Annotated in this window: 13 protein-coding genes and 2 pseudogenes; 6 read left to right on the plus strand and 9 right to left on the minus strand. The window is 49.3% G+C overall.

Going from position 1 to position 13,103, the window contains the following annotated elements:
- Nucleotides 1-7: 7 nt before the first annotated feature.
- From CRO33_RS23275 to CRO33_RS23300, 6 genes are read right to left on the minus strand one after another with little or no spacing between them, the layout of a single operon-like run.
- Nucleotides 8-631, minus strand: a complete 624-nt coding sequence (locus tag CRO33_RS23275) for a tetratricopeptide repeat protein (protein WP_141399047.1) — start codon at nt 629-631, stop codon at nt 8-10.
- A complete protein-coding gene (locus tag CRO33_RS23280; protein ID WP_097119732.1) occupies nt 632-1,438 on the minus strand; it encodes an SDR family oxidoreductase in 807 nt (268 codons plus the stop codon).
- The gene (locus CRO33_RS23285; RefSeq protein WP_097119733.1) at nt 1,425-2,090 is read right to left on the minus strand and encodes a TenA family transcriptional regulator; all 666 of its coding nucleotides are present in this window, start codon (nt 2,088-2,090) and stop codon (nt 1,425-1,427) included. Before CRO33_RS23285 ends, CRO33_RS23280 begins: the two co-directional genes overlap by 14 nt.
- The gene (locus CRO33_RS23290) at nt 2,091-3,524 is read right to left on the minus strand and encodes an AMP-binding protein (protein ID WP_097119734.1); all 1,434 of its coding nucleotides are present in this window, start codon (nt 3,522-3,524) and stop codon (nt 2,091-2,093) included.
- On the minus strand, nt 3,514-4,161 hold the full coding sequence (locus CRO33_RS23295) for a thermostable hemolysin (RefSeq protein ID WP_097119735.1): 648 nt from the start codon (nt 4,159-4,161) through the stop codon (nt 3,514-3,516). Before CRO33_RS23295 ends, CRO33_RS23290 begins: the two co-directional genes overlap by 11 nt.
- 49 nt (nt 4,162-4,210) lie before the next feature.
- Entirely contained in the window at nt 4,211-4,768 is a 558-nt protein-coding gene (locus CRO33_RS23300; RefSeq protein WP_097119736.1) for a cytochrome b/b6 domain-containing protein, read from the minus strand.
- Nucleotides 4,769-4,957: 189 nt separating this feature from the next.
- Here CRO33_RS23300 and CRO33_RS23305 point away from each other — a divergent pair, with 189 nt between their 5' ends.
- The 5 genes from CRO33_RS23305 to uraH all read left to right on the plus strand — a co-directional run bounded on the left by CRO33_RS23305 (nt 4,958) and on the right by uraH (nt 9,766).
- Complete coding sequence (locus CRO33_RS23305) at nt 4,958-5,296, plus strand: ArsR/SmtB family transcription factor (RefSeq protein WP_255253309.1); 339 nt, start codon at nt 4,958-4,960, stop codon at nt 5,294-5,296.
- On the plus strand, nt 5,268-5,795 hold the full coding sequence (locus CRO33_RS23310; RefSeq protein ID WP_097119737.1) for a rhodanese family protein: 528 nt from the start codon (nt 5,268-5,270) through the stop codon (nt 5,793-5,795). Before CRO33_RS23305 ends, CRO33_RS23310 begins: the two co-directional genes overlap by 29 nt.
- A gap of 357 nt (nt 5,796-6,152) precedes the next feature.
- Complete coding sequence (gene hemH / locus CRO33_RS23315; RefSeq protein WP_097119738.1) at nt 6,153-7,115, plus strand: ferrochelatase; 963 nt, start codon at nt 6,153-6,155, stop codon at nt 7,113-7,115.
- Nucleotides 7,116-7,581: 466 nt separating this feature from the next.
- Complete coding sequence (locus CRO33_RS23320; RefSeq protein ID WP_097119739.1) at nt 7,582-9,126, plus strand: methyl-accepting chemotaxis protein; 1,545 nt, start codon at nt 7,582-7,584, stop codon at nt 9,124-9,126.
- 226 nt (nt 9,127-9,352) lie between these two features.
- The gene (gene uraH / locus CRO33_RS23325; RefSeq protein ID WP_097119740.1) at nt 9,353-9,766 is read left to right on the plus strand and encodes a hydroxyisourate hydrolase; all 414 of its coding nucleotides are present in this window, start codon (nt 9,353-9,355) and stop codon (nt 9,764-9,766) included.
- Between the two features lie 147 nt (nt 9,767-9,913).
- Here the strand turns inward: uraH and CRO33_RS25050 are convergent.
- Nucleotides 9,914-10,123: pseudogene (locus tag CRO33_RS25050) on the minus strand (CsbD family protein).
- 605 nt (nt 10,124-10,728) lie between these two features.
- Between CRO33_RS25050 and CRO33_RS23335 the strand changes: the two are divergent.
- Nucleotides 10,729-10,957: pseudogene (locus CRO33_RS23335) on the plus strand (IS3 family transposase); the annotation flags it as partial.
- Nucleotides 10,958-11,100: 143 nt separating this feature from the next.
- Here the strand turns inward: CRO33_RS23335 and CRO33_RS23340 are convergent.
- Entirely contained in the window at nt 11,101-11,610 is a 510-nt protein-coding gene (locus CRO33_RS23340) for a GNAT family N-acetyltransferase (RefSeq protein WP_097119184.1), read from the minus strand.
- Between the two features lie 34 nt (nt 11,611-11,644).
- Nucleotides 11,645-13,015, minus strand: a complete 1,371-nt coding sequence (locus CRO33_RS23345) for an ISNCY family transposase (protein WP_097119185.1) — start codon at nt 13,013-13,015, stop codon at nt 11,645-11,647.
- Between the last annotated feature and the right edge of the window lie 88 nt (nt 13,016-13,103).

Genomic DNA, 13,103 nt, shown 5'->3' on the forward strand with positions numbered 1-13,103 from the left:
AAGTGAATCAACGTATCTTATTCAGATCTCGCTGGATATCGGCTCGCCGCCCTGTATCGGCTATTTCTCTGCCTGCTCTGGGAGGAGCCTGCATGGCTTTTTCAAGATATTGGCGAGCTCTGCTGGCGTCTCCCTGTTTCAGCAGGTAATCGCCATAAAAATAGTTTGCATCAATGCCGTCCGGATTCATGTTCAATGCCTGTTTCAGGAGGGTTTCGGCTTTCTTATTGTCACCAAAACCAATCGGCCAGCCCGGCACCTGATAGTAAAGGGCGCCCAGACTGGTGAATGCAGAGCCTTGCAACGCTCGAGGATCAAGAGCAAGCGCTTTCTCCAGACTGGCTTTGGCTTGTTTGACCAGCGTCAGTGCACCCAGCCCTCCTTTGGCTCCAGCCCAGCTGCTGTCAATGATCCCGGACCATATCAGCAGCTCTGGGTCGCGATCGGCCTGTTTTACAGCAGCGTGAGCTTGCGTACTCAGCGTGCTGAAACAGGATGTTTTTTGCTGTTCCATCGTCCGGTACTGGCACCGGGCCCACTCTGACTGCAAATCAGACAGCTTATCCTTGGCAGTAGCCAATGCGGGCAACGCCATCAGCATCACGATGAATAACCTGAGGGATTGCTTCATCTATTGATCTCCACTGTGTGTTTCAGAATGAAGAAAGCGTGAAATGACGGGCATTTTTTTGCGCAGCGCGTTGTCTACCCTCCCAGGCAACAGGGCGTTTATCATGATGAAAAAGCGTTCAGCGCGGCCAATATAGTGACGCCTTTTTTCCCGCTCCAGCACCGAAACAATCTGTTGTGCCACGGTTTCAGGTTCATCCTGGCTGTTGCCCAGCGCTTTATTCATCGCATTAACGGCAGGGGAATTCAGGCGAGTGTGTGTTGCCCTGGGCGCCACATAAAACACCGATAGACTGGTGTTAGAAAGTTCACGGTTCAGCGCTTCTGAAAACCGTCGTAATGCCGATTTTGTCGCACAATAGACGCTGTATCCCGGATGCCCCAAATCCCCCAGAATGGAACCGACATTAAGTATGATCCCACGTGCGCTGAACTGGTGAACACAGGCCCGGGAGAGCAGTAGCGGGATCTCAATATTTGCCCTGAGCTGAGTGCGGATGTCATCAAAAGTTTGCTGCTCGAGCAGGGCAAAACGGCTGTTTCCTGCATTATTGATCAATACATCCAGTCGCTGAGCCGCGTGAAAATTGTCCGCCAGTGCAAGGATCTCCTCATCGGTGTATTGAGAAACCGGAAACAGAGTATGGCGCTCAGGGTGAAGCATGCTGCGGCGCAATGTTTCGAGTTCGGCCTGATGCCGGCCAACCAGCCACACCCGGGCACCCTTCTGGGCAAGAAGCCTGGCAAGCGGCTGACCAATGCCGCCGCTTGCCCCCGTCAGAAGAATATTTTTATCACGCAGTTGCATAAGTGGCCTCTGTCAGGCTGTCCAGCATCTCACCATAAAGGGCATAGACCTCACGGGCGGTATGAATAATATCCTGCTGATCTTGCGGGTCAGTGACTTTGTCCATCAGCGAAGCAAAGAATTTAAGATGTTCAAGATCCAGTGCCCCGTGCGATCGCAGATAGGTTGTGCAGGTTTCTTCAAGTGAAAGCGACTGCTGCAAAGATTCAGCGATAGGCGTGGCAATCATCACGCTGGTGCCTTCAAGTACGTGTACCATGCCAAAAATGCACATGGGATTGACCCGTTCAATCCGGTAATAGAGCCATGCGAGCATCAGATCTACAGGACGGTCAGGCTCACACGTACGAACAGCTTCTGCATCCCCTCCGCTGGCGCGTATATCATTCAGGATCCACTCATGGTGACCGTACTCCTCTTCGATATATTCAACCAGTGCGGCTCTTACCCACTCTTTCTCTGTCGGTAAACGGCTTCCCGCGCACATCAGCAGTGGAACGGTATGCCTGACGTGATGGTAAGCCTGGGCCAGAAACGCCGTGTACATATCCCGCGTGACTTCCCCGCGTGAGCATTGTGCAATGACCGGGCGAGACAGCATTCGCTCACGGGCCGCCAGCGTCTCATTCTGGAGTTTTTGGTAGAATGACATTTATCTGATCTCCTCAATATTGAGTATCTGTGTTTTCATCAGGGCCCATACGCGTTCACGACGGGGGCGACCATTCGCGGTCAACACCTCGGGTGAGGAGATGAGCGGGGTAAAAATGAGATGATGGGGGCGGGCATAATCCGGAAGCCTGTCCGACAGTGCTCTGAGTTGCTCACGTGCAGATGCTTCCATCCCTTCAAATGTGTGCACCAGTGCCACGTTTTTTTTCAAACCTTCGCCGAAGATCACCAGACGACGCACGGCTGTGCAGTTCATGGCCTCAGCTTCAACCCATTCCGGTGAAAAATTACGACCAAAAGCATTTATCTGAACATTTTTCCGTCTGCCACGAATGTGTATAAAGCCGGATGTGTCTTGCTCTGCTAAATCTCCGGTCGCAATGCTGCCGGTAAAAGGAGCTTCTCCAAGATAACCCAGGGCGTTGCCGGGGCTTCTTACGTGTAGCTCGGCGTCATGAAAAGTCAGCGATACTCCCTCTAAAGGCTTTCCTGCGCTCCCTGCCATTTCATGATGTTGATGATTAAGTGCCACGACAGAGCCACACTCTGACAAGCCGTATCCTTCAAATATCGGCAGCCCGGCAGATCGCGCAGTACTAATCAGCTGCTGAGACACGCGGGCACCTCCTACCGCAACGTAGCGCAGCGGGGCGGTTACTTCCGGTGATCGACGATGGATGATCATTAATGCCCTGAGAAGTTCTGGCACCAGCACCAGCGTTTGCGGATGCCAGCGGCGCAGGGCTTCAGCGAAAATTTCTGGGCTGAACTGATTCGAACCGCTAAATCCGAGTGCCTTAAGGTCAGGCACACAGGCGGTTACTCCCAGCAGCAAAGGAACATAGCTGCCGCAAATGTTTTCCAGTAGCGTACTGAGCGGAAGTGTTACCAGATGGCGCTGTAATGACAGGGGCTTCATCAGGCCTGCCAGCGCGCCGGCAGTCCACTCTAGCCCTGTAGCCGACAGGCAAACGCCTTTAGGGGTGCCGGTGGTACCCGATGTATAGGTAATTTTCACGGTGCCAGAATGCAGTAAGGGTAGCCCCTCCTTTCTGCAAATATGCAGCATTCCCTGAGCCGTAGACATGAGGGCCAAGCCTGAAATGTGTGTCGGGGTCAGAATGGCGTCTGCGCCGGAGCTGTTCATTAACCATTCACGTTGCTGATCGGAGAAGAAAGGCGGTACCGGAATGCAAACCACACCGGCTTTCAGGCAAGCAAGATCCGCGATAATCCAGGCCGGAGTGTTGCCCAGCGCCAGCGCCAGTCGATGAACTTTCGCCTGTCTGAGTGTTTCAGCAAAAGCCGACACATCCTGATGAAAGTCAGCCCAGCTCCAGCTACGCTCGTTGCTGATCAGCGCAGTGGCAAATGGCTGTTGTCGGGCATGGAATTCGAGCGCATTAATGAGCATGCTGTACCTCCGGTATCCGGTGCCACGGGGAATCAGGTAAAACTTCTATCCACCCGTTGAGAATGTCGTTGTTTGCAAGCGCAAGCTGACCGCCAGCCAGCTCCCCGGCCATAATCTTGGGCGCATTTAGGTAATAACTGCCCCATTGCGCTTTTTCGCTTCCCAGCCGTTCGCCTTCAGCATCGGCGAGTACGACCGGATGCAAGTTCATTCGGCAGAAGGTGTTACGGATTTTTCGTGTGCCGGTAAACACAATGTGGCTGTACCCGTAATGGTTGAGTAACCTGCAGATGGCGGCATAAAACACACGCACTGCCAGACCATCCGTCGCGGCAAAATTACCGATTTCAACGATACTGCTGCGGAAAATTTGACCCTTAAAAATGTCACTCAGCATCCCTTCCGCAGGCCTGTCCAGATAACGCTCCAGATACATCATGCCTGCGGAGGCGGGTGCCATGCCGCACGCGGCGATCAGACATCCGCGCCCGTCTTCCAGGGTAAGAATATCGGGCAGCAGTGAGCTGAGTTCAGCACCATAACGGCGGAAATAGTGCTCACGAATAAAGTTGCCGGCGGTGGAGGATTCATTGCCACCTAAACGCCATATCAACTTACAGGGAAAATGGATGAGCATTTCAGGTCCCCTTTTTGATCAGTGACAATTCAACATGTTTGCCCAAATATTATTTATTTCTTGCCAGGTAAATATGGAGAATGCCCATGGCACCATGCGAATAAAAATAAAGTTCAACAAAGGTTGTCAAAAACTTGTGCCAGTGCATAAAAATGCGCGCCATCTCTGCCGTCACGCCGGTCATCCGCTGGGTTAAAAACCAGAGACCGCCTGAAAATGCAACCAGAAGCAGTGAAACCACGCCGAGACCTTGTATCGTGGCCGCGATCCCGCCTTGCGTAGCTTCGGGCAATCTGCGTTTTTTTAACAGTAATAAACCCTGTTTAATCCCTTTGAAATCAATAGTAAGCCACGCGAAATACCAGCGAACTCCTCGTTGGGTGAGCATCCAGCACAAGAGCACAATACCGAGAAAAATCAGGGTAAATCCTGAAATAATATGAAACCACGTGATAAAAGCCTCGATGTTATTTTCACCCATCGCTTCACGTTCGGTTAAATTTGAATTAATAATCTGCGAAAGTATTAGCAACGCAATGGCAATGTGTAATCCGCGAAAAAAAGGGGCGTCATTGTGAGGAAGATGGCTCAATAATTTACTTTTCATTGTTTCACCAGGATTCAGGGGTAATGTGGCCATCTTCACCTGGAAATATTAAATCAACCTTAACAAAGGAAAGGCTATACACTATTTTTTAAATGAGAATGTGTTTCAATAAAGATAAGTGTTTTTTATTCACACATTGACGTTCATCTCTGATAGTTTAGATTTATCTAAACTATCAGAGATAGCGTGATGATGGCGAACACTCTGGACTTGCCGATGCAGGCAGCAAAAGCAGCACGTCTGCTAAAGACGTTAGCGCATACACAGCGTTTGATGATCTTATGCACGCTGATCAAAGCTCCCTTAACGGATGCGGGCGCGCTGAGTCGCATGACCGGCCTGAGTCCTTCAGCAACATCACAGCATCTGCGAATCATGAAAACACAAGGTTTGATTGTTTCGTCCAAGACCTCACGTTTCAGGCACTACCGTCTGGCTGATCCTTCTGTGATTGCCGTGATGGAAGTGCTTCACCGACTGTATTGCCAGGAGAATGAGAATGAACACCCCGCTACTCACCCCGATTGAAGTCAAACAAAGGCTTAAGAACGGCGCGCGCCTGATAGATATACGTGGGCGTGATGAATGGGAGTATGAACACATACCGGAGGCATTGTCTGTTCCGATCGGTGAGATCGAGCCGGAAAAACCGCTCTCGTTGCGACAGAAGAGCGAAGATTGCATCATATTTCACTGCCAAACGGGTATGCGCACTGATGCAAACCAAGCCCAATGTGCCACATTAGGCGCGCCGGCAAAGATTTACCTGCTAAAGGGTGGGATGAATGCGTGGAAGTCGGCAGGCTATGCAACAGTAAAAGCGAAAGGAGGCGTGCTCCCCTTAATGCGGCAGGTGCAGATTGCCGCCGGTACATTAGTGTTAACCGGCGTCCTCGCCGGCGCGACGGTGTCTGAGTGGTGCTATCTTGTGTCCGGTATTGTCGGATGTGGACTCATTTTCGCTGGCATCACCGGCTGGTGTGGGATGGCGAAGGTATTAAGTCGACTGCCCTGGAATCGGACATAACGTTTTTCAAAGGGATTGCGTCTGTTTAATTCAAAATTGGCAGCAAGCCATATCGATGGACAAACAAAAGATTGTTCACAATGTTTAAGTTAAACCCGTCAGGTGTTATCGCCGTTTGTCAGCAGCATCTGATCGTAGGGTATTTAAACACGATCAGATGGGCGGAATAATGACGATGAATTCCTCCAGGCGTCACTGTAATTGGATTAAAACTTAATATTAGTTAATGATTTTCACCATAGAATGTGTATACAAGGTTGAATAAGCGAAAGATTTTCTGCGAGGACTTTAATGTCAAACATACTATGCTACATTTACTCAGCACTGATTTAATCTTTATGTTTGAGGCTTCTGATAATGGATGATAAGCACGGTGTATTAATCGTGAATTTGGGAACGCCTGCTGCGCCCACGCCGGTTGCGGTGAAAAAATTTCTTTCAAAATTCTTACATGATTACCGGGTCGTTGATTTACCCAGGATTCTATGGTGTCCGATACTTCACGGCATCATTATCCCACTACGTTCCAGACGCGTGGCAAAGTTATACGCTTCAATCTGGATGGAAGAGGGATCTCCGCTCATGGTTTACAGCAAACGACAAGCCACTGCTCTTGCGCAGGTGACAGGATTGCCCGTTGCTCTTGGCATGAGTTACGGTGAACCGTCAATCAGCAGCGCTATTGATGAATTAATTGAGAAAGGTGTGACTAAAATGACAGTCATTCCATTGTATCCGCAATTTTCATCGTCAACGGTTTCATCAGTCTGGGATAGCGTCAGTCGTCATTTACAGACGACCAAAATTCGATATACACCTGCGGTCAATTTTATAAATGATTATGCAGCCCATCCGGCCTATATTGAAGCGCTCAGGTTGTCAGTTGAAAATTCTTTCAACCTGCACGGTGTTCCGGATGCCTTGCTCATTTCATACCATGGTATCCCTGTCAGATTTTCAGCCGAAGGAGACAGGTATAAAGAGCGATGCGAACTCACCACAAAACGGCTGACTGAAGCGCTGGGTCATGAATCTCTGCAGGTATTAATGACTTTTCAATCCCGATTCGGCAGAGAACCCTGGTTAGAACCCTATACTGATGAAACGATTAAGGGACTTCCAGCCAAAGGCATTAAGAAGATACATGTGATCAGTCCGGGGTTTGCGTCAGATTGTCTTGAAACCCTTGAAGAACTTGATGAGCAGAACCGGGAATTATTTATGCATGCAGGTGGGACGGCATTTACCTACATACCCGCTCTTAATGACAATCCCGAACATATTGAACTGCTCCGACAGCTTGCTGTGGGAGAAAGTTAACAGATAAATATTATCTCCGGGTATACGAAAGAAAGCCCAATAAGGGATGCTTATTTTGACTACGCATTAAGCATTTTTTATCAGGCTTATTGTTTTGATAAGTCTGATTTTTTTGACCAATTCATCATTTCTCAATACGTCTGTATTAATTTCCAATCCTGCCATTAAAGATAAGTGGCATGAGTTTCCTGGCAGCATTCCTTAAGGGTTCATTAAGCAGATGTGATAAGCGAGCACATCATAACGACGAATTTTATTAATGCTCGCGTAAATAAATAGTTGAGTGCGCGTGTCTTCTTTAATGTTCCAATCGTTAAATTGATGGAAAGGGCAGTAATGTAAAAAAATGATTGAGTAGCATAGGATTTTGGTATGTCAAATCCACCGATTGATAAAAAAGTATATTTATTTATAAAGTCTAAATATTTGCATCCGATAACTCTTTTTTAACCATGGGAGTTTGAATATGAAAGTTTCCACCCGTCTTATGTTGAGCTTTGGCTTGCTCATTGTTCTTTTTATGCTATGCATTTCGATTGCGTATAAAGGTTTGTCTGATTCCCGAGATGAACTGGATAAGACGGTTAACGTCAACATGCAGAAATATCAACTGGGTATGGCGCTCTACGGTAACATTAGAGACATGGGTATTGCCGTACGCAATATTGCGTTGCTGACTAATAATGAAGAAATGGAAGTTGAAAAAAAGCGTCTTGAATCTCAGCAGTTGCAATTTGACGAGACGCTGAAGAAACTCGACTCGCTCCAGGCAAAATATGCTACCGAAAGGGGGCAGGCTTTTTTTAATAAAGTCACCGCACTCAGAGCTGAAACTTTTTCTGTTCTCAGTCAGGCAGCTTCATTAGGGTTGCAGAATAAGCAGCAGGAGACTATTCGGTATCTCATGCAGACGGTCAGACCGATCCAGGGACAGTTATTAACGGCGTTAAAAGAACTGACGGTTGTTCAGCTCGAGGAAAGCGATGCCGCGGTAAAAAATGCGGGAAGTTATGTCAGCAAACTCATGTTTATTCTCGGGGTACTGGGTGCAATGACATTAATTATCTCTCTCCTGGCCGCGTGGTTAATCATGCGCAATCTGATGAAGCAACTCGGTGGTGAACCCTCGCAGGCTCAGGCCATAACGGCAGCGATTGCTGCTGGTGATCTTACCACAACGGTCACGCTAAGGCCGGGAGATCAAACCAGCCTGCTTGCTTCTCTTTCTGCCATGCAGACTGACCTCCGCCAGTTGGTCAGTGACATTAAAAACAGCGCCGGTTCGGTTGCGATGGCGGCAGGTGAAATAGCGGAAGGAAATACCGAACTCTCTTCACGTACTGAGGAACAAGCAGCTGCATTACAGGAAACCGCCGCCAGCATGGAACAGATGACCGTGACGGTGAAAAATAATACAACCAGTGCGCAGCTCACAGCAGAACTCGCTCGTGATGTGGCTAAGCTTGCGCATGTGGGTGAAAAGGATGTGCAACGTATGTCCACTACCATGGATGAAATTACCTCCAGCGCCACAAAAGTTAGAGATATTACCTCTGTCATTGAAAGTATCGCATTTCAGACCAATATCCTGGCGCTCAATGCTGCCGTAGAGGCGGCGCGTGCAGGTGAAGAGGGACGAGGATTTGCCGTTGTCGCAGGTGAGGTGAGAACCCTTGCTCAACGAAGTGCCACTGCTGCTAAGGAAATAAAAACGTTAATTGAGCAAGCGGTAGAGCAGGTTGAGAGCGGTGTCGTGGTCGCAAACGGAACGGGACAGAGCATACTGAAAGTCGTCAATATGGTCGGTGAACTGGCATCATCCATGGACGATATTTCCAGGGCTTCAGCTGAACAGATGCAGGGTATCACGCAAATTGGCATTGCGGTTACCCAGATGGACTCAGTGACGCAAAGTAATGCAGCTTTAGTCGAAGAGTCTTCTTCTGCCTCGCAATCACTGGCAGGACAAGCCCTTGTGTTACGTGGAACGGTGGAAATGTTTAAAGTTTAAAGCGCATTCTTTGTTGTCACTCATGGTCAGGCTCACGCATTGAGCCTGACTTTTTTATCCTTAAGGGTATAAAAACCGGTGTCTCTTTTGCTCAGCAGTCTTAAACGGTGTAAGCCAGTTAAAGACTACGCTATTCTGCGAAATTTCGTATCTTTCAGCAGGATCTAACCAATTTCCTTCTGTCGCGCTTATCCTTAGCGAGTCCGTTAACCAGAAGGAAGATAAGATGAAATGGCAGCATTATTTACTGGGTGGCGCGCTGGGTGTGATAAGTGCGACCGGCTTTGCCGCAGAAATGAAAAATCCGCTCAGCGTGCACGTGCTGAATCTCCAGACCGGCGTGCCGACGGCAGGGATCGAGGTCGAGCTGGACAGAAAGCAGGGGGAGGAATGGATCAGGTTAAGTCAGGGAACCACTGACGGGCAGGGACGCATTACGGCGCTCTACCCGGCAGATCAGAAGGCACAGACAGGCGTATACCGCGTGATTTTCAAAACCGGCGACTATTACAAAAAACACGATCAGCCGACCTTTTTCCCTGAGATCCCGGTGATGTTCAGTCTTACTGACGCTGATCAGCACTATCATATCCCGTTGCTACTCAGTCAGTATGGATATTCAACTTATCGAGGCAACTGAGCGTAGACCGCTGTTTGTCGAACAGTGCCAGGTCAGGGATAAAACCTCTACTGGATTGAATAACATAAAGCGCAGCCTGCCGTGCGCGATGGGTTCCTTGCATAAAAAAACCGGCAGGTCGCCGGTTTTTATTCAAAAGCCAGAGATCTACCAGTGATACTTATTAGAGTCTTCCCAGTCTTTCAACTCTTTTTCCGCCTGCTCCTTGCCGTAACCGTAGCGTTCCTAGATACGACCAACCAACTGGTCGCGCTTACCTTCTGCCACGTCCATGTCGTCATCGGTCAGCTTGCCCCATTGTTCCTTCACTTTGCCCTTGAACTGCTTCCAATTTCCGCTAATACGATCTTCGTTCATGCCGGTCTCCTTAGTTAACTAACGGTCTGCCGCCGGGTGACTTGTGTGCAGAGTTTTATTCTATAAAATATGGTTCATATTCATGAATTTTCCTGATCGACGTCACATTTGCGGATTTTTCCTTAAGTGAAATCAGCCCAATCGGCAATAGGATTAAACCTCAGAACTGTCGTTCCGGCTGCATGACGGAGATGCGGACGATTTCCTGGACCTCAGGAGATAATTCATGCACTCATATGAAAATCGTATCCGGGCTGTGGAGCTTTATTTCGGATATGGAAAAAGGCTGACAGTTGTTGTCAGGGAGTTGGGCTATCCGTCCGTTAAACAGCTTGTTCGATGGTTTCGAATTTTTAAGGAATACGGCGACTAACCCAGTGAATTAAAACCCAGAAAACGCTAAGTACGCGGAAATACGCATAACCTTGGCAAAGATCTTTGAGGGAAAGGCGGGCACAACGCTGGAAGATTTTATGTGCTTCCTGTAGAGGGACATACGCTGGTGTAACGAAAGTCGGATCAAAATATCATGAGGTGCAATGAGTCCGGTAAAGTACCGGCAGCATCTGGGGATCACAACATAACAGTCCAGGAAAACATCCGCATCTCCGTCGCGCAAAGGTTGCTCGTCGGATAATGCAGCGTGTGAAGGCTTCTTCGGGCGGGTCAAAAAATGAAATGTACTACGGCAGAAGCTGGGCGGGTATAACGCTGGAAGATTTTATGTGCTTCCTGGACAGGTACATACGCTGGTATAACGAGAGCCGGATCAAAATATCATTAGGTGCAATGAGTCCGGTAAGTTACCGGCAGCATCTGGGGATCACAACATAACAGTCCAGGAAAACATCCGCATTCCCAAAAGTGACATTATCAAATTGGATTCTCAATAAATGTTAAAGCTAAGCAGAGATGACCGGGTTCAGGCAAACCTGAGATGTCCGATTTATGATGTTATTATCCTGGTCGAACGACCGCTATATTTTCCTGCTAAATACTGCGCTCAGCCCCATGCCATCGTTATCATCATAGATTTCCAAATATATGAATCCTGTTTTCTCTAAGACTCTTATTGATGCAATGTTTTCTGGATGAGTTCTGGCTATAACCTCGATAACATTCTCAGGTAATACAGTGTTCTCAATAATTCCATTGACAAATTCAGTCGCATATCCATTTCCCCAAACATCGGGGGTGAACTTGTAACCTAAACTAAGAACCTCTTTCCCTCTGAATCTTTTAAAAGAAAAGCCGCCAAAACCAATAATGCAATCTTCATCTGAGGTCATGCTAATTGCATGATTCCCAATGTCTTTAGCACTCCAGTGTTCTATCCATGTGTTCAGCACTGACTGAGAATGTTCGATATTGGGAAACGGAGGTAACGGGTTATAAGCATTATTCTCAACATCTCCATATATACGAAATAATGCATCCACATGCCTGTGTGAAACTTTTCTGATTATTAGATTTTTAGTTCTGATCATATTTTTATGCTCAAGGAGTTAATCCATCAATTAATTACGGGAGGACTTCAATAGCTTCAAGAAGGTCATCCTCATTAACCGCCCGTTGCCGCTTTTTAGTAGGATCTTTCTTCGCGCTCCTGCGGCTTGGTCCGTGACCGGCCGGGAGGCCCTGAGACCGCGTATTATCACGCTTGTCTTGCATCAGCTTGGCCACGGCCAGCGCGTGTCCAAGCCGTTTGTTGTCAACGATCGCACCCTGGTCAACTTCAGACAGCCGGTCGTAGGCAGAGTAGGGAAGCACCGTGCCGTGACTCCTGAGTTCAATGCGACCATCCGGGTACTGCCAGGCATCCAGATATTTACCCATCGCGCGGCGGCTGTCATCGTTATCCTCAAGCAGCAACAGCATTTTATCGTAGCGGACCGTCAGCGCTTTCGAAACCTTGCGCGGTTCGCGCCAGGTAAATATCTGGTTCAGGTTGTCGTCTGCATCGAGCGGACGGTGAACGTCAAAATCATGCCTCGGTGCCTTCGCGAAACGCCGGTTGTAGTCCGCCATAAACTCAGCGGCAAAGGCGTTAGCCGCGTCAGGCGTGCTGATGTCACGCAGCCTGAGTTCCTTGACCAGCCGATCCTGCAACGTGAGGTGTGCACGCTCCACGCGGCCCTTGGCAGAGCTGGTGTTGGCGCAGATGCCGGTGATGTTCAGCTCGTTCATCGCGCGACCGAACTGCGTCTGACCGTCGCCGCCAGCCGCATTTTTATTGTTGATGCGGAACACGCTGGCCTTGTCGCTGTAAAATGCCAGCGGCTTGCCGTGCTGCTCCAGGTAGCCGCGCGTGGCTTCAAAGTAGGTGAACGTGGACTCGGAGCGGACGAAATGAATCTGCATCAGGCGGCTGGTCGCGTCATCCACATAAACCAGCAGCGTGCAGGCCGGGCCGCGTTCCTCGAACCAGCGGTGATCGCAGCCGTCGATCTGTATCAGCTCGCCGACACAGGCGCGCCGGTAGCGGGGTTGCTGAATCTTTGGGACGCGATGCCTGCGCGGGATCCAGAGTCCTGACTGCATCATCAGCTTGCGTACGGTCTCTTTAGACAGCGTCACGCCGTGCAGCTCGGCCAGCTTCTCGCAGGCCAGCGTCGGACCAAAGTCTGAGTAGCGCTCGCGGATGATCTGAACCGCACGTTCAGCAAGGCCTGCAGGCAGCTGATAGTTGCTGGGCTTACCGCGCCGGCGATCAGCCATGCCCAGCGGACCGTCTGTACGATAGCGCTGAAGCAGGCGACGACAGTGCCTGTCGGAAATACCGAGACGCTCAGCAGCGAGATGGGTTGTCAGGCGCCGGTCGACAACGTCCTGAATAACTTTAAGCCGGTTAACTTCGTTCATCGTGAAAAACTCCGCACCAGAAGCCGCCATGTCAGGATCCTCAGCAGGTAGCCCGAAGCGGCCAGGTAAGCTTAGCTCAGAACGGCCAGGTTAGCTTTGCCTCCATAATCAAAGTGCG

This window comes from Pantoea sp. GL120224-02, assembly GCF_900215395.1.
GTDB lineage: Bacteria > Pseudomonadota > Gammaproteobacteria > Enterobacterales > Enterobacteriaceae > Pantoea > Pantoea communis.